General features: G+C 50.2%; 22 protein-coding genes. 8 read left to right on the forward strand and 14 right to left on the reverse strand.

Features of this window, described 5'->3' with window-relative positions:
* Nucleotides 1-284: 284 nt before the first annotated feature.
* Entirely contained in the window at nt 285-3,665 is a 3,381-nt protein-coding gene (gene recC / locus BZJ18_RS13805; protein WP_077457599.1) for an exodeoxyribonuclease V subunit gamma, read from the reverse strand.
* Nucleotides 3,666-3,799: 134 nt separating this feature from the next.
* On the reverse strand, nt 3,800-4,483 hold the full coding sequence (locus tag BZJ18_RS13810; protein ID WP_077457601.1) for a DNA-3-methyladenine glycosylase I: 684 nt from the start codon (nt 4,481-4,483) through the stop codon (nt 3,800-3,802).
* An 83-nt stretch (nt 4,484-4,566) separates the two neighbouring features.
* Between BZJ18_RS13810 and BZJ18_RS13815 the strand changes: the two genes are divergently transcribed.
* The 4 genes from BZJ18_RS13815 to pheA all read left to right on the forward strand — a co-directional run bounded on the left by BZJ18_RS13815 (nt 4,567) and on the right by pheA (nt 8,351).
* Nucleotides 4,567-4,881 (forward strand): YebG family protein, encoded by a 315-nt coding sequence (locus BZJ18_RS13815; protein WP_021022047.1) that lies wholly within the window; start codon nt 4,567-4,569, stop codon nt 4,879-4,881.
* Between the two features lie 248 nt (nt 4,882-5,129).
* Complete coding sequence (gene dapD / locus BZJ18_RS13820; protein ID WP_077457603.1) at nt 5,130-6,161, forward strand: 2,3,4,5-tetrahydropyridine-2,6-dicarboxylate N-succinyltransferase; 1,032 nt, start codon at nt 5,130-5,132, stop codon at nt 6,159-6,161.
* A gap of 396 nt (nt 6,162-6,557) precedes the next feature.
* The gene (gene hpf, locus BZJ18_RS13825) at nt 6,558-6,908 is read left to right on the forward strand and encodes a ribosome hibernation-promoting factor, HPF/YfiA family (RefSeq protein ID WP_069586681.1); all 351 of its coding nucleotides are present in this window, start codon (nt 6,558-6,560) and stop codon (nt 6,906-6,908) included.
* 258 nt (nt 6,909-7,166) lie between these two features.
* On the forward strand, nt 7,167-8,351 hold the full coding sequence (pheA, locus tag BZJ18_RS13830) for a prephenate dehydratase (protein ID WP_077457605.1): 1,185 nt from the start codon (nt 7,167-7,169) through the stop codon (nt 8,349-8,351).
* A gap of 78 nt (nt 8,352-8,429) precedes the next feature.
* On the opposite strand, the gene BZJ18_RS13835 is transcribed toward pheA, so the two are convergent.
* The 3 genes from BZJ18_RS13835 to BZJ18_RS13845 all read right to left on the reverse strand — a co-directional run bounded on the left by BZJ18_RS13835 (nt 8,430) and on the right by BZJ18_RS13845 (nt 11,767).
* Nucleotides 8,430-9,203 (reverse strand): 5'-nucleotidase, lipoprotein e(P4) family, encoded by a 774-nt coding sequence (locus tag BZJ18_RS13835; RefSeq protein WP_077457607.1) that lies wholly within the window; start codon nt 9,201-9,203, stop codon nt 8,430-8,432.
* Nucleotides 9,204-9,553: 350 nt separating this feature from the next.
* On the reverse strand, nt 9,554-10,687 hold the full coding sequence (tyrA, locus tag BZJ18_RS13840; protein ID WP_069586891.1) for a bifunctional chorismate mutase/prephenate dehydrogenase: 1,134 nt from the start codon (nt 10,685-10,687) through the stop codon (nt 9,554-9,556).
* 3 nt (nt 10,688-10,690) lie between these two features.
* The gene (locus BZJ18_RS13845) at nt 10,691-11,767 is read right to left on the reverse strand and encodes a 3-deoxy-7-phosphoheptulonate synthase (protein ID WP_069586890.1); all 1,077 of its coding nucleotides are present in this window, start codon (nt 11,765-11,767) and stop codon (nt 10,691-10,693) included.
* Nucleotides 11,768-11,953: 186 nt separating this feature from the next.
* On the opposite strand from BZJ18_RS13845, the gene BZJ18_RS13850 reads away from it, so the two are divergent.
* The gene (locus tag BZJ18_RS13850) at nt 11,954-13,651 is read left to right on the forward strand and encodes a sensor histidine kinase (RefSeq protein ID WP_069586889.1); all 1,698 of its coding nucleotides are present in this window, start codon (nt 11,954-11,956) and stop codon (nt 13,649-13,651) included.
* Nucleotides 13,648-14,367 carry a two-component system response regulator BtsR gene (gene btsR, locus BZJ18_RS13855; protein ID WP_077457609.1) on the forward strand — a complete coding sequence of 240 codons (720 nt, stop codon included), beginning with the start codon at nt 13,648-13,650 and terminating at the stop codon, nt 14,365-14,367. Before BZJ18_RS13850 ends, btsR begins: the two co-directional genes overlap by 4 nt.
* 20 nt (nt 14,368-14,387) lie before the next feature.
* On the opposite strand, the gene BZJ18_RS13860 is transcribed toward btsR, so the two are convergent.
* From BZJ18_RS13860 to ffh, 7 genes are all read right to left on the reverse strand, one after another.
* Nucleotides 14,388-14,777 carry a DUF2799 domain-containing protein gene (locus BZJ18_RS13860; RefSeq protein ID WP_069586887.1) on the reverse strand — a complete coding sequence of 130 codons (390 nt, stop codon included), beginning with the start codon at nt 14,775-14,777 and terminating at the stop codon, nt 14,388-14,390.
* Between the two features lie 101 nt (nt 14,778-14,878).
* Nucleotides 14,879-16,303: a carbon starvation CstA family protein gene (locus tag BZJ18_RS13865; RefSeq protein ID WP_077457611.1), complete on the reverse strand. Its 1,425-nt coding sequence runs from the start codon at nt 16,301-16,303 to the stop codon at nt 14,879-14,881.
* A gap of 227 nt (nt 16,304-16,530) precedes the next feature.
* Nucleotides 16,531-16,884, reverse strand: coding sequence for a 50S ribosomal protein L19 (gene rplS / locus BZJ18_RS13870; protein ID WP_069586885.1), 354 nt, complete (start codon nt 16,882-16,884; stop codon nt 16,531-16,533).
* Nucleotides 16,885-16,912: 28 nt separating this feature from the next.
* On the reverse strand, nt 16,913-17,668 hold the full coding sequence (trmD, locus tag BZJ18_RS13875) for a tRNA (guanosine(37)-N1)-methyltransferase TrmD (protein ID WP_069586884.1): 756 nt from the start codon (nt 17,666-17,668) through the stop codon (nt 16,913-16,915).
* A gap of 25 nt (nt 17,669-17,693) precedes the next feature.
* Complete coding sequence (gene rimM / locus BZJ18_RS13880; protein WP_069586883.1) at nt 17,694-18,221, reverse strand: ribosome maturation factor RimM; 528 nt, start codon at nt 18,219-18,221, stop codon at nt 17,694-17,696.
* Nucleotides 18,222-18,249: 28 nt separating this feature from the next.
* Nucleotides 18,250-18,498: a 30S ribosomal protein S16 gene (gene rpsP / locus BZJ18_RS13885; protein ID WP_069586882.1), complete on the reverse strand. Its 249-nt coding sequence runs from the start codon at nt 18,496-18,498 to the stop codon at nt 18,250-18,252.
* Nucleotides 18,499-18,696: 198 nt separating this feature from the next.
* Nucleotides 18,697-20,070, reverse strand: a complete 1,374-nt coding sequence (gene ffh, locus BZJ18_RS13890; protein WP_069586881.1) for a signal recognition particle protein — start codon at nt 20,068-20,070, stop codon at nt 18,697-18,699.
* Between the two features lie 184 nt (nt 20,071-20,254).
* Here ffh and BZJ18_RS13895 point away from each other — a divergent pair, with 184 nt between their 5' ends.
* Both BZJ18_RS13895 and BZJ18_RS13900 read left to right on the forward strand, forming a co-directional pair.
* The gene (locus tag BZJ18_RS13895; protein ID WP_077457613.1) at nt 20,255-21,052 is read left to right on the forward strand and encodes a cytochrome C assembly family protein; all 798 of its coding nucleotides are present in this window, start codon (nt 20,255-20,257) and stop codon (nt 21,050-21,052) included.
* A 107-nt stretch (nt 21,053-21,159) separates the two neighbouring features.
* Entirely contained in the window at nt 21,160-22,443 is a 1,284-nt protein-coding gene (locus tag BZJ18_RS13900; RefSeq protein WP_069586879.1) for an HlyC/CorC family transporter, read from the forward strand.
* Between the two features lie 88 nt (nt 22,444-22,531).
* On the opposite strand, the gene BZJ18_RS13905 is transcribed toward BZJ18_RS13900, so the two are convergent.
* Nucleotides 22,532-25,111, reverse strand: coding sequence for a LuxQ periplasmic sensor domain-containing protein (locus BZJ18_RS13905; RefSeq protein WP_077457615.1), 2,580 nt, complete (start codon nt 25,109-25,111; stop codon nt 22,532-22,534).
* Nucleotides 25,112-25,117: 6 nt separating this feature from the next.
* Complete coding sequence (locus tag BZJ18_RS13910) at nt 25,118-26,164, reverse strand: substrate-binding domain-containing protein (protein ID WP_077457617.1); 1,047 nt, start codon at nt 26,162-26,164, stop codon at nt 25,118-25,120.
* Nucleotides 26,165-26,541 lie beyond the last annotated feature (377 nt).

The following is a 26,541-nucleotide window of genomic DNA, read 5'->3' on the forward strand; positions in this document are numbered from 1 at the left end:
ACAATTTGCTCTATTGGCGTCTCACGATACATCGCTTTTAACCGTCTTGTTCACCACGCCCCTAAAAGAAGCATCGGTTAAATATTCTTTTTTTACGCATAAAAAAGCCAGACAAGACGTCTGGCTAATAAACAATTTGCTCTATTGGCGTCTCACGATACATCGCTTTTAACCGTCTTGTTCACCACGCCCCTAAAAGAAGCATCGGTTAAATATTCTTTTTTTACGCATAAAAAAGCCAGACAAGACGTCTGGCTAATAAGGTACGGCAGGAAGATAAGACGCTAACGTTTTTGTCGCTGCGCTAGCATCGGCATTAAGTGGCGATCGCTGGCAGCTAACAGCGCCTGGCCGAGGCTCTCTCGCCATTGCGGCCAAACACGGTAGATGTAAGGATCTTGCCCTTCGCCAGGATTAAAGCCCCCCACAAACGTATCGCGTATCGCTTTTAGGGCTTTGTCTTGGCCGGTTTCACTGTTATCAAAGCCTTTTTTGCCATCTCTGGCTTTTATCCCCGCTCCGACTGAGCTTGGCAGATAGGTAAGCGGCTGGTTGAGGCCATGTTGATAGTCTTCAACCAAAGCTTGTAAGTGTGCAAGCGCGTCATCTTTGCTGAGTGGGGAAAACTCGATGGTTTCTTTCACCCCCACCAGCGTACTCGGCACGGCTTCGCCCATCGCGCATTGGCATAAATGATCGATCCATACCGCAAGCTGATGACGCACGGTCAGATCGCCGCAATGAAAGCGGACCAAACAGTCTTGATAACGCCGGTTGAGCCAACCTTGCAGTTGTACCTCACCCAAGGCAGTGGGAAGGGTCAGATTAAGCTCAAGATCGGGGCGCGGCGCGGCGAGTAAAGGCGTTAAACGTTGGTACATATCACGGATCACCGTGACTTGCGTATCCAAGGTCAGTTCGCCAAAGTACGCCAAAGGCAACTTGCCCTGCCCACGCTGTCGAGCCATAAAATCCTGCACACTTTGGGGACTGTCATCGGTTTCAATAAAGTGCGCTAACAGCTGATCGCGTAGCTGAAACCGGTGCAAGGTATCTAAACTAAAGGGTTCAAATTCTTCTAACGGCGCCTCTAACTGCTCAAAGAAGACTTTCAAGCGGCGTTGGAAAAAATAGCGCACGGGCAACCGCCAAAAGCGCTGCAATTCAGCCAACTCAATCACGGGATCCTGGTGGCTGTCCGGATCAGGGTTTAACGCATCGCCAATAAATGCCGGCAGTTGCGTCCCTTGTCCTTGAGCAGCCGGTAGCCACTCTTGTGCATAACTTCCAGCACCGGAAAAGGCATCAGGGCTAAAGGGCGTTAGCGGATGGAACTGGATAAGTTTTTCTTCCAACTGCTGGCGTGACTGCGCTTCGGGTAAGTCGCGGTCACCGGCCAAACAGTAGCCTTGAGTACAATATTCAAGCAACTCGGTGACCAGTACCGATGGGACTTTTAAGCTGTTGTCTTGCACTGAGCGACCGACATAACTGATATACAAACGCTGCTGTGCTGACTGCAACGCTTCTAAAAACAGGTAACGATCATCGTCGCGGCGCGAGCGATCTCCCGCCCGCGTGCGGCCAACCATCAAATCAAAGCCGACACTGGGCACTGTGCGCGGGTACACGCCATCATTCATCCCAAGCAGACACACCACATCAAAGGGAATGGAGCGCATCGGCATCAAGGTACAAAAGTTGACCTGGCCGGCCAAAAAGCGCTGGCTGACTCGCTCGTTATTGAGGCGACCATTAAAGTAATCGCGCACCACGGGCAACGTCAACGTATGGGTAAAGGCGGCATCGCTGAGCTGCGTTAGCCAACTGTCTAACTGAGTACGGATCAATTTGACTGCTAACTCTTCATCCCCTTCAATGGCGAAGCAGTCATCCAGCATTTGGGTCAATCGCGCCACCCACGCCTTGCCATCGCATTCAATCGCCAGTTGTTGCTGGTAGTGGATCAAGGTGTCGATAAACAGCCCTAACCGCCCCGCCAGCTCCGCATTAAGCCCTTGAACTTCATCATAAGGGACGGTGTCTGCAAACAGCCCTGCTTCACTCGGCATCGCATAGCCGAGTAACATACGTTTCAGGCCAAATAGCCACGTATTCTGATACTGCTCGGGCAAGGCAAATTGGCTTGCGGTATGGGTATCAAGCCCCCAGCGAATACCGGTTTCTTCCACCCACTGCTTAATCTGATCAAACTGTTGGCTGTCGATGGCAAAACGGCGCGACACCGCCGGCACCTCTAGAATTTCCAATAGCTCCGCCGCACTACATCGACTATCAGGCAGGGTGAGCAGACGCAAAAAGGCGGCTAACACCGGGCTTTCTTGATCGGCGCTACGATCTGAGATGGAAAACGGAATAAAACGCTCACTCGGCGCATTACCAAACACCGCTTGAATGGCGGGGCTGTAGGCATTGATATCCGCCACCATCACAATCACATCGCGGGGGCTCAGTGATGGGTTGGCCTCAAACATCGCGAGTAACTGATCGTGCAGCACTTCGACTTCACGCATCGGGCTGTGACAAGCATGGATTGCGATCGAAGCGTCATCTGGCTTGATTTCTGTTTTCGCCGCACTGGTTTCAGTCTGCTTGGGATCGCCCGGCTCATTCAAATCCAAAATATCGGCTTGGATGTGATGCAGCAGATTATCGCGAGTGACCTCAACAAAGCCGCTATCAATCTCATTACAGGCCATTTCCGAGAGCAGCAGTAAGTTATCACGCCCCAGTTTTCCCATCGACGCCAGCAAGCTGTTCCCTACTTCACCATGCTCGGGCTCATCAAGCCCCAGTGCCAATTGGCTCTCGGCGGGGATATCTTCAATTCGGCTGATCTTATCCCGCGCCAATGCGGCACGTTTAGCCAGATAGCGCTTGTCGCGAATATCGCCCCAATAATAACGGCATGGATTGGTGAACATAAAATGCACTTCCACATGCTCGCCCAGTGCTTGCAACGCATCCAGATAGCGTGGTGGGAGCGCGGAAATGCCAAACACAAAGACCCGCTCAATATCAGCCAGTCCCTCAGGTTTGTGCTGATGACTGGTTAAGGTATCGATAAACTCTTGATACAGGTTGGCGCGATGATAAGGCGATTGACCCAACGCCAAGGTGTGATCGTATAAGCGGCGCCACAGTTTTTGCTGCCAAGGCTGCACATCGTCAAGCTCAGGCACCGGTTGTTCTTGCTCCCATGCCAGCACCCACTCGGGGCGATAGACCAAATATTGATCGAAAATATCGGCCACTTTTTCGGCGAGCTGGTAAGCACGCTGCTGATCCTGGCTATCTTCCAAATACGCGGCTAAATCAGCGAACTCTGGCGCATCCAGACAGCTGGGTAAGATATCCATCAGCTTCCATGTCATCGCCTCTTTGTTGAAATCACTGCGCTCAGGCACGCCATCCAACACCCTCACAAACAACTGCCAAATAAAGGTGGCGGGAAGCGGGAATTCGACGTTAGCGACAATCTGCTGCTCATTGGCGAGTGCCATTTTTAACCACTGCGCCATGCCGGGGCTTTGCACCAGAATAAGTTCTTTTTGAAAAGGGTCAGACAGCGGTCGCTGTTGGATCAGGGAGACCAACAAGGATTTCAACAAATCGAGCTGATTAGAGTGATAAACAGTAAACACAAGGCGCTCACATGGGAAAGATAACTGGCATCGATTGTGGCCGATTGCCGTGATAAGCGCAAACCGCCACCAACACGCCGCGACCTCGCACACGACTTGCTAACCGTGTGATAGCACAGCAAATCGCTGAGCGATTAAACGCGATTGTCACCCACACTGAATGCGATCAGCTGGCTGATATGGTTCAGTGAACGGCCTGACTCTTGTTGCCACTCATTAAATGCCTGTTGCGCCGCTTGCATCGCCCGCTTGGTCTCTCGGCCGCTATCAACGATTTTAGTCGCACGCAGGTAGTGCTCGATATCGCGGGTGAACAAGAAGGTGTCCTTGCCCATTCGGCGCAAGGTATAAGCGCCCGTATTGCCGCCTAAACGCTTACCGTGCTTTTTTAAATACTGCCATAAACCGACAATATCTTCGCTGGGCCAATCGGCGACAAACTGGCTAAAACTGCCGTGCGATTGCTGCACGCGGTGGATCATTTCCGCGTTGTGCGGAATGGTCATCACCTTGGTAAGGTGACGAATAATCGCTGGGTTGGTGGCTTTTTCTTCCCACATTTCCGGCGGCATCAGCAGCATTTTCTCAATATCAAAGCCCCAGAACACCTCTTCAAATCCGGGCCATTTTTTACGCACAACCTGCCAACTAATGCCCGATTGAAACACCTTCTGGCTAAACGCCGCGAGCCAGCGATCATCTGGTATCTCACACAAGGCATCATGTTCAAGCGGTGCCACCAGCATGCGCTCTAATTCTCGTTGACCACCTTTGCGATCGGCGGCACGTTGATAAATGGTGCTAAATTTTTCTCTCATGTCACAATCACGGCAGGGTCGGTAGACAATGGCCCTTATCCTACTGTATAAAAAGACAGTAAATCAACGAAGAGAGGGTAATTATGGCCGTTATCGTCAAGTACGTGGTCGAACGCGAGGGAGAAGAAAAGATGACATTTACCTCCAAAGCCGAAGCCGATGCCTACGATAAAATGTTGGATATGGCAGATGCGATGTTCGACTTGATTGGAGAAAGCGAACTAGTAGACGACGAAGAAAAGCGTGAAGCCTTGTCGCTATACCTTGCTCAACACAAAGACTCGGTCCTCGAGGCGCTGGGCGCCAAACGTAAAGCCGTCAAGAAAAAACCGGCGAAAGCGAGTGACAGTAAAATGGATGAAAGTAGCGACGACAGCAAAGACGCTGACGCTGCCTAGCACTCCCATTGCTGATCCTGTTGGCATCCGCGAAAGAGCAAGCCCACTTGGCTTGCTTTTTTTATGCGCTGAACCTGTATTTCACTCGCAAGGTATCACCCACGCTATGCATCAACACGAATCAGTGCCCCGACCTGTGTGGGATTTTACCTTGGCGTTCAGTTGAGTACTTCCAACCGCTGGCGGTTGTCTTTAAGATGAAGCGTTCGATGTTTTAAGCCCAAATTTCTATAAGGAGATCTCCCCCAATGGCAAGCTTTGCTCTGGCACTCGGTACCGCGACCCAAAACCAGGACGGAAAAATCATTGAAGCCTTTTTCCCGGCTCCGCTTCTTAACCCGAGCGATGATCTTGTCCGTGCATTAAGCGCGCTGACAGATTACGACGCGGGTAATCAGGTAGTAGCGATTGCACCAGAAACCTGCCGTGCTATCAGTGAAGCCTTCGCGGCGGCTGGCGCTAAAGAGGCCGCTCATTTCGCCAACATGGCACAACAAACTACCCAACCGCTGGTGCTGGTGATCCTCGAAAATGACAGCAAGCCTGCATCGGTTGCAGAAGGCTTTTTGAAGCTTCAACTGATTTCACACCGCTTAGTGAAACCACATGGTGTGGTGCTAGAAGGGCTCTTTGGCCTACTACACAACATTGCTTGGACCAACCAAGGCCCGATCGACTTGCCAGAGTTGCCTGAGCGTCAGATGGAAGCGCGCTTGAAAGGCGAAACACTGACCGTTGAATGCGTCGACAAGTTTCCGAAAATGACCGATTACGTGGTACCTGCAGGTGTGCGTATTGCCGATACCGCCCGTGTCCGCTTGGGCGCGCATGTCGGTGAAGGTACCACGGTGATGCACGAAGGCTTTATCAACTTCAATGCCGGTACTGAAGGTGTCAGCATGGTTGAGGGCCGTATCTCTGCAGGAGTCATGGTCGGCAACGGCAGTGATATTGGTGGCGGCGCATCAATCATGGGAACCTTGAGCGGCGGCGGCCAGATTGTCGTTTCGATTGGCGAAAACTCACTACTCGGTGCCAACGCCGGCCTTGGCTTCCCATTAGGCGATCGTTGCACCATCGAGTCAGGCCTGTATGTCACCGCAGGTACCAAAGTCACCATGCTCGACGCCGACGGGAATGCGGTCGAAAGCGTTAAAGCACGTGACTTGGCGGGCAAAGCCGATCTCCTGTTCCGTCGTAATTCAAAAACAGGTGCCGTTGAGTGTTTGACCAACAAGAGTGCGGTTGAGCTCAACCACGAGCTACACGCGAATAACTAATGCTTTGATTATTTATCAGCGCATTATCAGGCGGCCATCATGGTCGCCTTTTTTATGCCCAGTTTGCTTGAGCCACTCTCGTTTCACCGCAGTGCACCAAAAAGCACAAGCTGATTTGTGGCACATTTTTAACCACAGCGAAAAGTAGAAAAATACATAGGCGCGACGCGGCCCTGATTGGCGGGTAAATCAGCATTCGTGACCTCTCCCAAGGTAGCATTTTTGTCTTTAAGTTCAAGGGATTTCATGCTTAACAAATGTCAGGATCCGTGAAGGCTCACAGTTCAACTTTTCGTTTTTTCTCCCCCCTTTAAACTTGAGCCAAGTCACGTTATCAAAGGAGGAAAGCGGTAATCTGAATATGAACCTAATACAGGGGAACAAAGAGGAACGAGTATGAGAGTGGAAATTGCAGGCAAAAACATCGAAATCACTCCCGCCATCCGTGAGCGCATCGAAAGCCGCTTTGATAAGTTGGCCAAGTGGCAGGTGGCACTCATCAATCCTCATGCTGTGATCAGTAAGGAGCCAAACCATCAGTTCAAAGTAGAAGCCAAAGCAGGGTTGCCAGGATCAACCATCGTGGCCTCTGCAGAGAGCGATGACATGTATAAAGCGATCAACGAGGTGGGCCAGAAGCTCGAAAAGCAATTAAATAAGGTCCAACACAAAGGCGAAGCACGCCGCAACGACAAATCAACGGCAACGGTTGCAATGGAAGAAAATGCAGCCGACGAGGAAATCTAACCCGCATTGCATTACCTCACCCGCTAAACATGTCAGCCCCGCCCCCGCGGGGCTTTTTGGTGCTTGACAGCATCCCCCGCTGTCAATATGGTTAATTGACACGCAAACATAACAACCAAGGCCCTATGCTGATTATTGCTCGTTTCTTTCGCTTCTTTTTTATCTCGCCTGTGCGGGAGGAAGCGTGCTAAGCCTTAACAGCATGGCGCTCTAACCTCCCAACCGGGAGGTTTTTTTGTATTAGAACAAGGATAATGTATGCCAGACACGCCACTTTCACTGGACGAGATCCGCAAGCGGATCAGCCAGTTAGACCACGAATTGCTGACTTTACTGGCCGAGCGCCGCCGCCTCAGCGTGGATGTCGCGAAAAACAAAATCGCAATTCAAAAACCGATTCGCGATCAAGAGCGAGAACAAGCCTTATTGGAAAAATTGGTCAGTGATGGCAGCGCTCACCAACTGGATGCCCATTATGTGCTGAGTATTTTCCACACCATTATTGAAGACTCGGTGCTGATTCAGCAGCGTTATCTGCAAGCTCTGGCCAACCCCGACAATCAACGTCCGGTAGCTCGGGTTTCCTTTTTAGGCAGCCAAGGTTCGTACTCCTATCTCGCCGCGCGCCAGTACTTTAGCCGCAAGCAAACCGAATTAGTGGAAATGGCTTGTGACAGCTTTAAACAAGTGGTCGAAACGGTAGAAACCGGCCATGCCGACTATGGCTTATTGCCTGTCGAAAATACTAGCTCAGGGTCGATCAATGAAGTGTACGATCAGCTGCAGCACACCCGGCTATCTATCGTTGGCGAGTTAACCCTTCCCATTGCTCATTGCTTACTGACCGTTGGCAACCAAGATCCCAGCCATATTGATACCCTATACGCGCATCCCCAGCCTCATCAGCAATGCAGCGAGTATGTCGATACCTTAGGAAAAATAAATAAAGTGTACTGTTCAAGCACCGCTGACGCGATGCAACAAGTGGCAGATTTAAACCAACCTAATGTAGCTGCCATCGGCCATGCCGCCAGTGGTGAGTTGTATGGCCTCACGGCAATCAAAACAGACATAGCGAATCAGCAGCAAAACTACACCCGCTTTATTGTGGTGGCCCGTAAGCCGGTGAAAGTGTCCAAACTTACGCCTGCCAAAACCACGTTCATTATGTCGACGTCGCAGCAAGCAGGGTCTTTGGTGGAGTGTTTGATGGTATTGCGAGAGCGCGGCATCAATATGACCAAGCTGGAATCTCGGCCCGTGCTCGGCAACCCATGGGAAGAGATGTTTTATGTCGATGTTGAAGCCAATATGGCCAGTGATGTGATGCAAAGTGCACTGGACGAGCTCACCACCCTGACCCGTTATCTAAAAGTGCTCGGTTGCTATCCGTCAGAGACCATTTCTCCCACCGAGGTATCTCTGCCGGACAGCAACGACTAACTAAACTATCCATTGCCCATAAATCAGTTGCCCATAAAAAAGCCCACTGTGTGGGCTTTATATCAGGCAATCGCGCGACTATTTATACTCGAATGGCGCATTCCAGCCAGTGAGTTTGGCTTCACTCCAATCACCGTACATAGCGTTTGGCAGTACAATCCAGTCTTGACCAAAGTGCTTAGCATGTTTGTTCACTAAGGCACGTTGTTGCTTAAGATCCGCATCACCAAACTCGCCAGAAAAGTCATGCAGAGAATCGCCTAGCTGCATCACTAAGGTATGCTTGTTCTCGACAATTTTACGGCGCTCGGCTTTAGGTGGACCTAAGAGTAAGACATGGTCATCCGCAACTTGCGGCAAGGCCAGTGCTTTCAACGTCGCCAAGGTGTCTGATTTATTTTCTTGATAACGATCAGAGACATAATAAATCGCCACATCATGTTGGTCGGCAAAGTCTAAAAATGCTTTTGCCCCAGGAATAAGACGTGGCTGCCCTTCGCGCTCCCAGTGCTTCCAAGTATCCCAACTGGTGAAATCGTGACAGGCCTGCATATCTCTGACTAGCAAGGCACCATTATCAATAATGGTCTCATCTAAGTCTGTCATGATGGCTAGGTTTGCATTCTCGCCATGAGATTGGATTTGTTGCTCTAAACGGAAAGTGGCGAGTTCAAACGTTTGACGCTGCATCGCAATCACTTCTGCGGATTGCTGCTGATAACGAAGCCCCATTGCATATTCAGCCTGTTCACAGCCACCGCCATCTTGCGCAACCGCATGACCCGATGTCATGAATGCTAGGCTGGTGAACGCTGTGGCGACAGCAATATTGCAGTATCGGGCGATTCTCATGAAATCATCTCCATTGATGTGTGTATGTAAGCTGCAAGCCCTCCTCACAGCAAAGTTACAAGATGTAACTTTAAGTTACACTTTTCATCATAATGTATTTCTATATCATCATCAAACAGCACGAAAAACCACCTATAAACTGCATTGATGGTCTTTATCACCAACAATTAGTTAAATATCGATAGTTTCAATGGTCATGATTTGCAGCATCGCTGCTCTCTAGTTGAATGCAGGAGAAGTCTGTAAGCACCGACGTATTACCTTTCAGGGCTCATCGGCGGCGGGACCGTATCACGCAAAAAGCCCACGATGTGGGCTTTTTTAATGCTAAGTGGGCTGGTTTACATAAGCTAGGTCGCGGTGCGGTGGGTGGCGTCGTTGGCTTGTCGCAACAGGCCTTGGCTTTCTTGTAAAAAGCGCGGCGCGTAATCGCCAAACCAGTTTTCCACTTGGGCAAACGCATCGACAAAGGTGGCTTTGTCGTGCTGTTCAAGCAAATCAATCGCTTCCCCAAAACGCTGGTAAAAGCGCTTAATCATCGCCAAGTTTTGCGGTGAGGACATAATAATATCCGCATACAAGCTCGCATCTTGGGCAAACAGACGCCCCACCATGGCAAGCTCCAAGCGATAAATCGGTGAGCTCAACGCTGTCAGCTGGTCCAAGTTGGGGTTTTCTTCTGCCAGATGGACCCCGTAAACAAATGACGTAAAGTGACGTAGCGCTTGGATCAGCGTCATGCCCTCATCATGCTCAACAGCACTGATCCTGTGTAGTCCCGCCCCCCAAATACGAAATTGCTCGAGCAGCCATTGGTAGGCTTCTGGCTCGCGGCCATCGCAGTAAACAATGACCTGCTTAGCCAGGCTAGCCACATCAGGACCAAACATGGGGTGCAGCCCCACAACGGGGCCTTGATGCGCCGTTAACATGGCTTGTAGCGGGCCAGATTTAACGGAGGTAAGGTCTGCCAAGATACAGTCTTTCGGAAGCTGCTGGAGAGCGCTAATCACGGTTTCGGTGACATCAATCGGCACAGAGACCACCACCATGCCGGCATCTGCGAGCAATGCCTCTGCGTTGTCCCAATCGTTTTTCTCCAACACAGACACTTGATAGCCCGATAGGCGGAATAAGCGTGCGAATAAGCGACCTAACTGCCCTTCTCCACCAATCACCACGATGCGGCGCAAATCCGGATTTAGGCATTTAAACCCGGAGTCGTTTTCGCTGCTGTACGACTCGCGCATTGTGCGTCGCAGCACATCTTCAATCAAATCGGGCGGCACCCCTTGCGCTTCGGCTTCTGCTCGTCGAGACGCTAACATGGCTGCTTCACGGTCAGGCGCATAAATGGGCAAGCCATGCTGACTTTTTACCTCTCCCACTTCCGCAACCAGTGCCAGTCGTTTGGCGAGTAGAGTTACCATTTGTTTGTCGACATCATCGATTTGATCGCGCAGTCGGCTTAGTTCCGCCACCATGATTTAGTCCTGTTGAATCCGTTGTTGTAGAGAAGTTGCCAACGCTTGGTGCGTATGACGCAGCAATTGTTCGGTAGACGCCCAATCAATGCAAGCATCAGTGATCGAGACGCCGTACGCCATCTCTTCTTTGGGCAGATCCGCCGACTGATTCCCCGCATGGATATGGCTTTCTAGCATCAGACCGATAATAGACCGGTTGCCCTGATTGATCTGGTGGATCACATCTTCAGCGACCAAGGTTTGGCGACGGTAATCTTTGCGAGAGTTCGCATGGCTACAATCGACCATCAGCGATGGCGTCAGGTTAGCATCGCGCAGTTGCTGCTCACACTCGGCCACAGAGACGGAATCATAGTTGGTTTGCTTGCCGCCACGTAAAATCACATGGCCATTGGGGTTACCTTGTGTGGTCAATAATGCCACTTGCCCGGCTTGGTTAATTCCCATAAAACGGTGCCCTGAAGCAGCCGCTTTCATCGCATTGGTGGCGGTGGCCAGATTGCCATCCGTACCATTTTTAAAGCCAATCGGCATAGACAGGCCACTCGCCATTTCACGATGGGTTTGTGACTCGGTGGTACGAGCACCGATGGCTGCCCAACTAAACAAATCGCCAATGTATTGTGGACTGATCGGGTCGAGCGCTTCGGTGGCCAGCGGCAATCCCATTTCAGCAAGCTCAGTGAGCAGACTGCGTGCTTGCTTTAAGCCAAACTCAACATCAAAGCTGCCATCCAAATGTGGATCATTGATAAGCCCTTTCCAGCCCACTGTGGTACGTGGTTTTTCAAAGTAAACCCGCATCACAATAAACAAGTGGTCGCTCAGCTCATCCGATAGGGCTTTTAAACGGCGGGCATAGTCTTTCGCCGCGTCGACATCATGAATTGAGCAAGGACCACAGACCACAAGCAGGCGGTGATCACGCTTGTTGATAATATCTGCCACGGTTTGACGGGCCTGACTAATCGCCGCTCGGGTGCTTTTGGCGATAGGAAATTGATCGCGAAGTTGCTCTGGTGTGAGAAGCACTTGTTCATCGCGAATGTTGATATTGGTTACCGAATCTTGCTGCATGACCTTGCCCTAAAAGATGTTCACTATGTTTTACATAGACAATACCAGCCCATATTTTAAAAGCAATAGTAACTGTATCATTTAAATTACGGTGTAATTTTTAATTTACAGTCGCATTTTTAATTAGAGTCTTTTATCACCAACAGTTACTATAACGGGGAACTCTAGTTACCCCTTTTTATTGTTATGGCGTTAGTGCTTTCATTGCTGCAGCAGATGAGCGTGTATCTTGTGATCGCGTATTTGCTGAGCAAAACCCCTGTGTTTATGCCGCTGCTCAGTATTTCTGGGCGGCTATCGCACAAGTGTGTCTGCTATGTGCTTTTTTCCGGCTTCTGTATTCTCGGCACCTATTTTGGGTTGCACATCCAAGACGCAATCGCGAATACCCGCGCTATCGGTGCCGTGCTTGGCGGTCTGCTTGGCGGCCCTGTGGTGGGTTTTTTGGTCGGCTTAACGGGCGGACTACATCGCTATAGTTTAGGAGGGTTTACAGATTTGGCCTGCGCGATCTCGACCACAGCAGAAGGCGTGATTGGCGGCTTAATGCACCGCTACTTGGTCTCTCGCAACCAAACCAGCCGTTTGTTTTCCCCTACCGTGGTCCTAAGCGTGACGTTCGTAGCAGAGCTGGTACAAATGGCCATCATTCTCGCCGTCGCCGAACCCTTTAGTCGTGCTTATGAGCTCGTCAGCGCAATTGCTGCGCCCATGGTGATCGCTAACTCAGTCGGCGCCGCGATGTTTATGAGCATTATTGTTGATCGCAAGACGTTGTTTGAACGCTATTCCGCGGCGTTTTCTAGTAAAGCGCTTAAAATTGCTGAACGATCGGTCGGTATTTTAAGTAGCGGGTTTAATCAACAAAGTAGTGAACAGGTCGCCGCCATTATCCAGCAAGAAACCGGCGTGGGGGCGGTGGCAATCACAGATCGCGAGAAAATCCTTGCCTTTACCGGCATTGGTGATGACCACCACTTACCCGGTACTCCCATTGCGTCCGATTATACCCGACGTGCCATTGCGGATGACCAACTCATCTATATCGACGGCGCGGATACCCCTTATTGCTGCTCACTGTCTCCCCATTGCAAACTGGGCTCTGTGTTGGTGATCCCGCTACGTGGCGGGGATGGCTATGTGCTAGGGACGGTGAAGCTTTATGAGCCAAAACGTAAACTGTTCTCGGCGATCAATGTCACCATGGGAGAAGGGATCGCGCGTTTGCTCTCCAACCAAATTTTAACCGGCCGTTATCAGCGCCAGCAAACCTTGCTGACCCAAGCGGAGTTAAACTTGCTACGCGCCCAAGTGAACCCTCACTTTTTATTTAACGCGTTGAACACCATCAGTGCGGTGGTCAAGCGCGAGCCAGAGCGCGCTCGTCAGTTAATCCAGCACTTATCCACCTTCTTTCGCAGTAACTTAAAACAAAATCGCGAAACCGTCTCGCTTGAGCAAGAGCTGAATCATCTTGATGCCTATCTGGAACTCGAACATGCCCGCTTTGCCGATCGAATGAGTGTTGAAAAGCAGATTGATCCGGCTATCTTGCACGCGGTGATCCCCAGTTTTACCTTACAGCCTTTGGTTGAGAACGCGGTGAAACATGGGATCAGTCAATTAATGGCCGACGGTCAAATCATCATTCGTGGTTGGCAAGAAGGCGAATGCCTGTATTTACAAGTCGAGGACAATGCAGGTCTCTATCAGCCAGCGGCACAGCATGCTGGGCTGGGGCTTCGTATTGTCGATAAACGGATACGCGGATTATTCGGCGGACAATACGGGCTTAAAATGACATGCCAGCATGATCACTGGACACGTGCCACTGTGACCTTGCCATTAACCGATACTGCCCCAAACAAGGAGACCATGGCATGATTCGAGCGTTAATCGTGGATGACGAATTGTATGCACGTGAAGCCTTGGAAGATGAGCTGCTAGGATTAGGCGGTGTAACCATCATTGGTCAATGCAATAACGCCATTGATGCACTGAAAACCATTAATCACACCCGCCCCGATGTGGTGTTTTTAGATATTCAAATGCCTCGCGTCACCGGCCTTGAGCTACTCGCGATGCTTGACCCCGAGACCATGCCCAAAGTGGTGTTTGTCACCGCCTATGATGAGTTTGCCGTACAAGCCTTTGAGGACAACGCATTTGATTATTTGCTCAAGCCCATCGAAACCGCGCGCTTAAAAAAGTCGCTCGACAAACTGTCGCGTGAGTTAAATCGACCAGAGGACTATCAGGCGATCACGCCCGCACTGGAGCTGCTCCCTTGTGCGGGCCATAACCGGATTACCTTAGTGCCTCACCAAGACGTCGAAGTGGCACGCACCTCAGTGACTGGCGTGACACTACTCACCGCCAATGGAGAATCCGTCACCCATTTAAGCTTGAAAGTCTTGGAAGACAAAACGCCCTTAATGCGCTGCCACCGACAATTTTTGGTGCACCCTGCCGCTATTCGGGAGATCCGGCTGTTAGATAATGGGCTCGCGGAGGTGGTGACCGCCTCCGCTCATTCGGTACCGGTAAGCCGACGTTATCTTAAGGCACTGAAAGATAAACTTGGTCTTACCCATAATTGATGTCGGCACCGGTTTTAGCGCTAGTAAAACTGGCTATTCGCTTGGCTTTGGTAATCGTTATAGCCACGTTGCCACTCCATACGAAAACGCTGTGAACCGGGTCGGCTTTCGCACACGCCCATATAGGGGTTGCCATCCAACCCGAGTTGATACGCATGTGCAGGATTGCAGTATGCGTCAATGCCATGAATATAGCCTTGCTCGTAGTCGAGGTAATTGGCGGTCATACGGTCGCCTGCTTTGTTCGCCAATGTGCGTAAGTCGTTTAAGGTTCGCTGTGGTAGCCCGCGCTGGCCATCTTGCTCACCCAGTCCATACCAGTTTTGCTCATCCACTAACGCTTGTGTAGTCGATGCTGCACACCCCGTCATCAGCACAATAGTCAGTAACGAAAAAAGCGCGTGTTTCATGCCACCATCCTTTTGATCAAAAAAGCCCCAGCGAGTGCTGAGGCTTTGATCTTAGCGCATTTTATGCGTTATTGCTGTAATACCAATTGGTTAGGATGGCATCATTGCTCGTCAGCAATCAGCTGAGGGTTCGGCTTATAGACCACAAGGAACGCAATACTCGCCACCACCGTTGTTACCAGACCAATGATGGTGGCTGTGTTCATCGGTAAGCCAAAGCCGATGTCAGCGTTAGCTAAGTAGGTCACGGTGACTGCGGTCATAAACATCGCCGGAATGGTGCAGACCCAGTGCAGCTTATCACGCTTAATTAGGTAGGCTGCCGCGGCCCACAACATGATCATCGCCGTGGTTTGGTTCGCCCAACCAAAGTAGCGCCAAATCACGCCAAACTCGGCCTTGGTGATCAAGTAACCCACCACAAACATAGGAATCGCAATCAGGAGACGTTTCATCAATGGCTTTTGCTGAATATTCAAAAAGTCAGCAATGATCAAACGCGCAGAACGGAACGCGGTATCCCCTGAGGTGATAGGCAATACAATCACACCTAATACCGCCATAATGCCCCCGACGGTGCCCAAGAGCGACGTAGAGACCTCATGCACCACAGCGGCAGGACCGCCATTGGCGAGCGTTTGATTCAACGCATCCGTAGATTCGTAAAAGCTTAATCCTAAGCTACACCAGATAAGCGCAATGACACCTTCGCCAATCATGGCGCCATAAAAGATAAAGCGACCCGATTTTTCATTCTGCATGCAGCGCGCCATCAATGGCGACTGGGTGGCATGGAAACCTGACACCGCCCCACAGGCAATAGTGATAAAGAGCAGTGGCCACAATGGCAGATCGGTGGGATGGAAGTTAGTGGCAAAATCGAGCCCTTGGCTGTAGAAGCTGTGATCGCTCACGGCCAAGCCAATCATCAAGCCGACCGACATAAAGACCAACAAAGCACCAAAAAACGGATAAAAGCGACCAATAATTTTATCGATCGGTACCACAGTCGCGAGGATATAGTAAGCAAAAATGATCGCCACCCATACCGGTACACTCATCGCCGATAAGCTACCTAGCAACTTGGCAGGGCCCAAGACAAAGACCACGCCCACCAGCATCAAGAGTAACACCGCAAAGAAGTTCATAAAATGTTTCGCGAAGTTACCTAAGTGCTCGCCGACTACCGCAGGAACCGATGCACCTTTTGCTCGGACACTCAGCATTCCCGAGAAATAGTCATGAACCGCACCGGCAAATATACAGCCAAACACAATCCATAACATGGCCACCGGTCCATACAAGGCACCGAGGATTGGACCAAAAATCGGCCCGAGACCTGCAATGTTAAGCAGTTGAATAAGATAAACTTTTTTATCAGATAGCGGGACGTAATCCACACCATCATTCATGCTCATGGCGGGTGTCGCTTGTTCGGGCTTAGGACCGAACACCTTGGTAATAAAGGTGCCATAAGTGAAGTAGCCGGCGATCAAAGCCACTACGCAGAGTAGAAACCAGGACATTCTCGTTCTCCGTCTCGATACGCAGCGATGCTGCTAATCAGTGAGTAAGGTACAGATGCCATTTTGCCCTATTGTTTGTCTATGTCTTGCGCTCTTTCAGTGAGTGGCAACATAGCAAGTTAAATGGTCGTGACGGGCATTAAGTGGTTTCGTGACCTGACTGTAAGAGAACAATAAAAAAGCCCGTCCATCGGGACGGGCTTTCTGAGCAATAAACGCCGGAGCGATTACTTCTTGTTAAGACGCTCTTTGATTCGAGCTGACTTACCAGAACGCTCACGCAGGTAGTACAGTTTGGCACGACGTACTGCACCGCGACGTTTAACAGTAATGCTGTCGATAACTGGCGAGTGAGTTTGGAAAGTACGCTCTACACCTTCACCGCTAGACATTTTACGTACGGTGAATGCAGAGTGCAGGCCACGGTTGCGCTTAGCAATTACCACACCTTCGTATGGCTGCAGACGCTCACGGTTACCTTCTTTTACTTTAACCTGTACCAGGACAGTGTCACCTGCTTGAAACTCAGGCAGGTCTTTTTTCATTTGCTCGTCTTCGAGCTGCTTGATGATGTTACTCATTGTCTATAACCCTAGAATAAACTGAAACTCAATTTGATTCGGCACTTGCTCGATGCTCTTTAATGAACTCGGCAAGTAGTGATTCCTGTTCGTCAGTCAGAGCTAGGTTTTCCAGGAGCTCTGGTCGTCGTAGCCAAGTGCGACCTAGCGATTGCTTTAATCGCCAGCGACGAATGTCCTTGTGGTTTCCGGATTTTAGCACCTCTGGTACCGCCAACCCATCTAACAACTCAGGACGCGTGTAGTGTGGACAGTCTAACAACCCGTTGGCAAAGGAGTCTTCCTCTGCTGACGCCATGTCGCCTAAAACGCCCGGTACAAACCGAGCAACAGCGTCTACTAACGTCATCGCGGGCAGCTCGCCCCCACTGAGCACAAAATCTCCCACCGACCATTCTTCATCGACGTGAGTTTGTATAATGCGCTCGTCTACCCCTTCGTACCGGCCACAAATCAAAATAAGTTTTTCATTGCTGGCCAGTGATTCGACCCCCGCTTGGTCGAGCTTACGCCCTTGCGGAGAGAGGTAAACCACTTTCGCGTTATCGCCTGCGGCTTGTTTGGCAGCATGAATGGCATCGCGCAACGGCTGAACCATCATTAACATACCGGGGCCACCGCCGTAAGGTCGATCATCAACCGTACGATGTTTGTCTTGGGTGAAATCACGCGGATTCCACGTTTCGACGTTTAACAGCCCTTTTTTAACCGCTTGGCCCGTGACTCCAAAATCAGTGACGGCTCGGAACATTTCTGGAAAAAGGCTGATAATGCCAACCCACATATTTCCGCTCGCTTACTGTTGGAGTTTAAAAACCAGGATCCCAGTCAACTTCGATCCGTTGAGCAGTGCGATCAATCGACTTGATGACCTGCTCTTCAAGGAACGGAATTAAGCGTTCCTTTTTGCCAAAAGCATCTTTCAGGTTGGCTTTAACGACAAGTACGTCGTTCGAGCCCGTTTCAAGCATGTCTGTCACAGTACCGAGGTGATAGCCTTTCGCATTCACCACGTCCATGCCAAACAGCTCACGCCAATAAAACTCTTCATCCGATAACGCTGGCAGTGCTTCAGCACTAACGGCGATTTCGGCATTGGTCAGCATCTGCGCGTCTTCGCGCTGATCCAGCCCTTTGAGCTTGGCAACATACCCTTTGTTGTGGCGCTTCCAGTCTTCTAACTCGAAACGTTGCCACTCGCCACGCACCTGGATAAACCACGGTGAGTAGGCAAAAATGCTCTCAGCTTCTTCAGTGTAAGAAAAAATCTTGAGCCAGCCTCGAATGCCGTATGACGAGCCAAGCTTGCCGACGACGATAGTTTCTTGCTCACTCATTTCTTCTTTTAACCCTGACACTGATTGCTTACGCTGCTTTCGCTGCGTCTTTGATCAGCTTAGCAACACGGTCAGAAACCGCAGCGCCTTCGCCAACCCAGTGGTTTACGCGATCCAGGTCAAGGCGTAGTTTCTCTTCCTGGCCTTGAGCTACAGGGTTGAAGAAACCGATTTTCTCGATGAAGCGACCGTCGCGCGCCTGGCGGCTGTCAGCTACAACGATTTGATAGAATGGGCGTTTTTTCGCGCCATGACGTGCCAAACGAATGGTTACCATATCGTCCTCATTTGCATTACTTAATAAAATTGGCCCCGTTTCGCGTAAGCAATGCGGGGCCTCGTGCCAAAATAAAGCTCGGGAATTTTACTCTTTATTGCTGTGATTGCAACTGGTTTAGCCAAATTTTCACCAGCTGTCCCAAGCCTCACAGCGAGTTGTCATGCAGGCTGACGCTTCATCCGCCTGCAAAATGGGTTAGCCCATAAAGCCACCACCAGGTCCACCCGGTGGCATCATGCCTTTCATCTGACGCATCATGTTACGCATGCCGCCTTTTTGCATTTTCTTCATCATTTTTTGCATCTGGGTAAACTGCTTGAGCAGACGGTTCACGTCTTGCACTTGGGTCCCAGAGCCGGCTGCGATACGTTTTTTGCGCGAGCCTTTGATGATCTCAGGGCGTTGACGCTCACGTGGGGTCATCGAATTGATGATAGCTTCCATTTGCACGAACATCTTATCGTCAACGTTATCTTTCACGTTGGCCGGTAAGTTCGACATGCCCGGGAGCTTATCCATCATCCCCATCATGCCGCCCATGCTTTTCATTTGCTGCAGTTGGTCACGGAAATCGCCCAAATCAAAGCCTTTCTTTTCTTTGAACTTCTTGGCCATTTTCTCGGCTTTGTCTTTATCGACATTACGCTCGAGATCTTCGATAAGTGACAGCACGTCACCCATGCCCAAGATACGGGATGCCACCCGGTCAGGATGGAATGGCTCTAGTGCGTCAGTCTTCTCACCCACACCCAAGAATTTAATCGGCTTACCGGTAATATGGCGAACCGACAACGCAGCACCACCGCGCGCATCACCATCGACTTTGGTCAATACCACACCAGTCAGTGCTAACGCATCGTTAAAAGCCTTGGCGGTGTTCGCGGCGTCTTGACCGGTCATGGCGTCTACCACGAACAAGGTCTCGACCGGGTTAATCGCATGGTGGACGTCTTTGATCTCGTCCATCATGGCATCGTCAACGTGCAGACGACCGGCGGTATCGACGATCACCACGTCGTAGAATTTGAGCTTCCCTTCATCGAGCGCTGCTTTGGCGATATCTACTGGGTTCTGGTCTGCGCTCGACGGAAAGAAATCAACGCCAACTTCACTGGCCAGTGTTTCCAACTGTTTGATCGCCGCGGGGCGATACACGTCAGCCGATACCACCAGCACTTTTTTCTTATGACGCTCTTTGAGCATTTTACCCAGTTTACCCACACTGGTAGTTTTACCAGCACCTTGCAGGCCCGCCATCAGGATCACCGCGGGAGGCTGGGTGGCAAGATCAAGCTGCTCGTTGGCATCGCCCATTACCGCTTCCAACTCGGCTTGAACGATCTTGATGAATTCTTGCCCCGGGGTCAGGGTTTTCGATACCTCAATCCCCACGGCGCGCTCTTTAACGCGTTTAACAAAATCACGAACCACAGGGAGCGCGACATCGGCTTCCAGTAGCGCCATACGCACTTCGCGCAGGGTTTCCTTGATATTGTCTTCCGTTAATCGACCTCGGCCGCTGATATTTTTTAGCGTCCGGGATAAACGTTCTGATAAATTTTCAAACATGCGTTACTCGCCCACTCGTCCTATTGGCCCATGACATTGACCGTCAGGGTGCAATCGCTGTCGCGAAATTAATTGAGATTATACCGCAATCCCCCCATCGCTTGCATGTATCGATAGCGACAGAGATTGAGGCAAGGTATACTCACACCTTCATTCTTATTGATTAACTGACTGATCGGTGACGATGGATATTCTGACAGCCTTATTGGCATCACTGCTTTATCTGGCCGCCATTTTGCAGATCATCCCCGGCTTGTCCAGCAACAATCAGATTAGTGCGAAGCCGGTCTTCTTTACTGCACTGGCTGCGCTGGCATTGCACGCATATCTGCTCAAGGATTTAATCCTCTCTGGCAGCGGGCAAAATTTAAGCATACTCAACGTCGCGTCGTTGGTAAGTTTCATCATTGCTATGATGACTACCGGCCTGATTTTCCGACTCCGTTTATGGTTTTTGCTGCCGGTTGTCTATGCCTTTGCGGGTTTAAACCTCGCCAGCGCGACCTTGCTACCCGGTGCCTTTATTACCCATTTAGAGTCACACCCTGAGGTGTTGTTGCATATCGCCTTGGCGCTGTTTGCGTACTCGACCCTGATGATTGCAACCTTGTACGCACTGCAGCTGGCTTGGCTCGACTATCAGTTAAAACATAAAAAACGTCAGGTCATCAACCATAACGTCCCACCTTTAATGATGGTGGAGCGCCAACTTTTCAACATTATTTTAGTGGGCCAGAGTTTACTGACGGTCACCTTAATTACTGGATTTGTCTTTGTCGATGATATGTTCGCGCAAGGAAAAGCGCATAAAGCCTTCCTCTCGATGGCAGCATGGGTGGTCTATGGTGTGCTACTATGGGGCCACTATCAATCTGGCTGGCGTGGACGTCGAGTGATTTGGTTTAGTATTGTAGGCGCCTTTCTACTCACATTGGCCTACTTTGGTAGCCGATTTGTTCGCGAGATCCTTATTGCGGGTTAATCGTCACCCTAGAATGCATGATGGGTGCGCTCGCCACCCAACCGCATGTCAGTGTTATACTCTCGAGCAGACGCTCACATTTTAAAACAAACGTAAGGAACAGTTCGTTGGACGACATATCGACGGGAATATTAATTTCCTTCTTGGTATTGCTTATCGTCATTTCCGGTTATTTTTCCGGCTCTGAGACAGGCATGATGGCACTGAATCGATACCGATTACGCCACCTTTCTAAACAGGGCCATACCGGTGCCAAGCGAGTTGAAAAACTGCTAGCACGCCCGGACCGCTTGATTGGACTCATTCTAATCGGCAATAACCTCGTCAATATTCTTGCCTCTTCTATTGCCACTGTCTTAGGGCTACGCCTTTATGGTGATGCCGGTATTGCGATTGCGACCGGTGTCCTGACGATGGTGATTTTGGTGTTTGCAGAAGTGACACCGAAAACCTTGGCAGCCTTGTACCCTGAGCGTGTTTCCTTTCTCAGCAGCTTTGTACTCACCATCCTGATGAAGGTGTTTTACCCGGTTGTAAGCTTGGTGAACTTCATCACTAACGGCTTTCTACGCTTGCTTGGCTTGGGCGTGAAAAGTGATGGGAAAGACAATTTAAGTACCGAGGAATTGCGTACCATCGTTAATGAGGCCGGCAGTTTAATCCCTCGTCGTCACCAGCATATGCTGATCTCGATCTTAGAGCTCGAAGAGGTGACGGTAGACGACATTATGGTGCCCCGTAACGAAATCACAGGGATCAACGTCAACGATGACTGGAAGTCCATTATGCGCCAGCTTACCCATGCGCCACATGGCCGTATGGTGCTGTATCGTGACACCATCGACGAAGTGGTCGGCATGTTACGGGTACGAGAAGCGTACCGTTTGATGGTCGAGAAAAACGAATTCAATAAAGAGACCTTGCTGCGCGCTGCGGATGAAGTGTACTTCATACCGGAAGGTACCCCGCTCAACGTGCAGATGCTGAAGTTCCAGCGTAACAAGCAACGTATTGGTCTGATTGTGGACGAGTACGGCGACATTATCGGTTTGGTGACCTTAGAGGACATTCTCGAAGAGATCGTAGGGGAATTTACCACCTCACTCTCGCCAAGCTTGGCCGAAGAAATCACTCCGCTGACAGATGGCGGTTATCTGATTGAGGGTAGCGCCAATATCCGTGATTTAAATAAGAGCCTGAACTGGGATCTCCCTACCGACGGTCCCCGCACATTGAACGGTTTGATCTTAGAGCACTTGGAGGATATTCCTAATAGCCGCCTAAGCGTGGAAATTGACGGCCATCTAATTGAAATCGTCGATGTTGCCGAGAATATGATCAAACAAGTGAAAGTGCTGCCGATCCAAAAGCAGAAAGTCAGCACCGAGTAGAACAGAATTCGCCGTTAAGTTTTCTAACGTTAGAACAGCTTAACGGCTCTGCCTTTTCCCCGTTATATTGACCTTATACGCAAGCCTCTCACTGATCAGCGGGGCTCTGCTCCACCATTGCTTGCCGCTCGGTTTGGTAATAACGCAATGCCTCAACAAAGCTATCTTCTTTGATGGGTTTCACAATCACATAATTTGCCCCGGCCTCATAAAAGGCATCATGCACACTGCCATATGCATCAGCAGTACAGGCATAAACTGGCACATTCAGCCCCAGCTCTTGGCGAATAGCCTTAGTGGCATCAATCCCCCCCAAATTAGGCATTTGGTTATCCATCAACACAAGATCATAGGTGGTTTCACGTAACGAGGTAAGCGCTTCCTCACCATCTTTCACCCAATCTACGCTGATGTCGTGTTTTTTACAGAACGCTTGTGCCACCATCGCATTAATCTTGTTGTCTTCGACTAGCAGCACGCGCTGTATGCCGGCCTGCCCGGCATCAAACATGGTGCTTTCCGCCATGGTTTTGGGCTTATTATCTACGTGTTCGACCGGCACTGTCAGCGTAAAGCAGCTGCCTTTCTCTGATTCACTGGTCACCTCAATCGCGCCGCCGAGTAAGTCGAGCAGGCTCTTAACAATGGAAAGCCCCAATCCACTGCCGCCGTATTTGCGCGTCACACTTGAGTCGGCCTGAACGAAAGGATCGAATAAGGTGTCGAGTGCATCTGCACTCATGCCCACCCCTGAATCTTGCACTTTTATCATCAAGCGGTGCTGAGCCCCCTCCATTGGGGTAAGTTTGACTTCAAGCGCCACATTGCCCTGATGGGTAAACTTTACCGCATTACTCATCAAGTTAAACAGTATTTGGGTCAAGCGCGATTGGTCAGAGCGTATCACGGTATCGTCCGCGAGATTAGACTCGATAATCAGTCTAATATGCTTACTTTCGCACAGCGGCGTATAGATGTTTTCTACCGTGCTGATGATATCGTGCAAATAAAAATCACCGTACTCGATGGTCATCTTACCTTGCTCTATTTTGGAAAGATCCAAAATATCGTTCAGAACAGTCAGTAAGTGCTCACCACTTTGGTACAAGCTTCCCAAAAGCTCGCTCTGCGCTTTATCTTCCACTTTATCGCTGAGAATTTGGGTAATGCCAAGGATCCCATTGAGCGGTGTTCGGATCTCATGACTCATCTTAGCGAGGAATTCCGATTTTGCGCGAGCGGAGGCTTCTGCCGCTTCTTTGGCACGTTGACTTTGCTGTTCGGCTTCAATCAGCGACGTAATTTCTTGTCCTTGCCCGATGACAGCCTTCACTTGGTTATCGACCATCAAAGGAGCAAGGTTCCAACGATACACGCGGTTATCGATATGAATATTAACGCCTTTAAGAATGGTGCCATCGACGGCACGCTTAAGATAAGGCGAGATAGCGCGCATAAACTGCATGTACATCCAGCTCGTTTGCTGCGCATCGGCGTCATAATTCAGCTTTAACTTGGCTGCCGGGTTAATCCGCGTGATGGCAAAGTCGGTATCCCAAACAATAATGGGTGAAAGCGCATAATCAAACAAATCCTGCAATGACCGCTCTTTTTCGTAAAGGGCATCAAATGTCGACTCGAGTGTCTGACCGATGTGATCAAACTCTTCAATATCAGAGCCCGCAAAAGGCAAGGTTCGCTGGCGTGAGGTCGCGCCCAGGGTATAACGCATCAATTTATCGAGCGAACCGGCAATGCGCGTTTTGACAAACCGGTTGACCCAAATAGCCGCCACTAAAATCACTAACGTGGTGAGTAAAAGGTTGATCCCCATTTGGCGCTGTAACGCGAGCACATTGTCGTTGCGTTGTGCCGACAGTACAGCGATATCGGAGTTTTCCCCTTCAATACGCAAATTAGCGTGACTGATAAGGTAGTTGCGGAACGCTTGACTACTCCCCTTGGTGGGTAAGGTGAGTTCGTTAGCGAAATTATGATCCCCAGTCAGTGTGGAAGCGAGCGTTAACTCTTTGACCGATAACCAAACGGCTTGCGTACCACTGGCCCGCTGCAGGCTTTTGACAAAAGAAAAGTTGCCATTGAGCATCTCCGCAACATACAGGTAACCGCCCAACTTACCACTGGCTTGAAAAACAATCGGGGTTTTGCGCATAAGCACATATCCCTGCTCCATCTCGGTGGTAATGGTGGTCAGTGTCCAGCGGTTGATATCTCGCAGCTGCGCACGCAAGCGTTCAAGCCCCTTGTCATCAATGCCATGAAAAAGGCTACTCCCATCGTGCCATAACAACTCGCCATCACGGGCAATAAAACGAAAATCAGGGGTATTGGCAGCATCTTGCTGCTCTTGCTCAATGAAATAGTCATCGAGAGCAATCCGATCGCCTCGTGCCACCAAGGCTTGCAGCGTCATACTAGATGCATTGGTGTTTTGGTGGATCTGTAGCGAGTCTAGGCGACTATCAAACACATTCTGCAAAAGGCGTGACGTTTGAGTCAGCGTACGCGTCACTTCCTGATTAATGCCTGCCAGCGTCAGTTGATAGCTCTGGACATAGACGCCTACAGTCACAAACAAGAAAAACACCACGATAAGACGCGTGAGTAGCTGTGAAAGTGACAGTTTTTTGGAGCCTGACATGGTCATGATGCGTTAATCCGAGTATCTGAAAGCCTGCTTCTTAAGCGCATTAATGCGCTCAGGACTGTCCTCTTTCGTGACAATTTCAAATCGGCCGGAGTATACCACGGGCACAGCCTGATCCTGCAGATCGCGTTTAATCGCCTCCGCCATTGCTACGCCTGTGTCATCATTCATCCGCATCACAGTAACATCCAGATCGCCACGTTGCAGGGCATCAAGCTCTGCTGAGCCGCCGCCCCAGCCATTGATCACGACCTCATGCCGGTTCAAGTCATCCAGCGCATTAATTGCACCGAAGGCGACGTCTGTGGCGCACGCGTAAATAAAATCAAGCTTCTCATTATTGTTGAGCATTGCTTTTGCCGCCTCATAGCCAGACGCTTGGTCGCCTTTGGTGTAATACGCAGAGACTAAATGATTGTGACTGTGGTTATTCATTGCATCGATAAATGTATCGCCACGCGCGTCGCTAACATAGCCTTGCGAAAAGTAGAGAACCGAATACGCGGCTCCTTGCGGGTAGCGGGCATTGAAATAGTCTGCGAGCGCTATACTGCCTTCTTGGTGGTCAAAGCCAACATACAGAAACGGCTGATTGCCCTGCCACGACTTAACCGGTGTGGTGATATTTTGCAGGATTAGCTTGGTTTTGTTTTGCGACAATACATGGTTAATAAATTTGCGATGACGAACACTGTTGAGGGTGAAAATTAGGTAGTCGGCGCCATCACGAAGCGCAGCGTACAAAGAGGCACTTTGCTCGCGAATATCATTGTTGGGCCGCGTGGTCACTTGCTCCAATTCATACGGAATATTCAGCGCTTGCAGCCGACGTTCCAGAGCGAGAATATTACGCTGCCAGTAATCTGAAATCTGCTCACCCGGCACAACGACCGAGATCTTAATCGGTTGAGGAGCGGTTTTAAGCGGCTCGGGCTCTGCTTGTACCTGTCTATCAAGTTGCTCTGTCAGCGCATTTTGCTCAGGGTGAAGACGCAGATATTCACTGTAAGACCAATAATCATTAAGGGCAGCCAGCGCATTAGACGTCATCATCCAGATAATGACGCCACATATTGCACGAACAATCTTGAGATGTGTGGGTTGCCGCTTGCTCAATTTCACGTTGGGTCTCACTGCCTTATCACTTGCCAGATACGTATCAGCTTAGCGAATACCAGCACATTGCGCAGCGCCGAACTTCAGAAGCGTGCTTCATTAAGCAAAAAAGCTGCAATCACGCATACTCCTTCTCGCAATTTATCCAACAATCAAGACAGGCTGGATTCTGTCTCAATCTTGGTAGCAGATGAAATAGCRAAGAAAGGGAACGATAGTATAAAAAAACGCCACCGAACGGTGGCGCCAGACTGCTGACAAAGGTCTAGCTTTCGAGCTAGACCTTTGATCTAATAGGAGTGTCGCAATAGGGA

Source organism: Salinivibrio sp. IB872 (genome assembly GCF_001995345.1).
Classification (GTDB): Bacteria; Pseudomonadota; Gammaproteobacteria; order Enterobacterales; family Vibrionaceae; genus Salinivibrio; species Salinivibrio proteolyticus.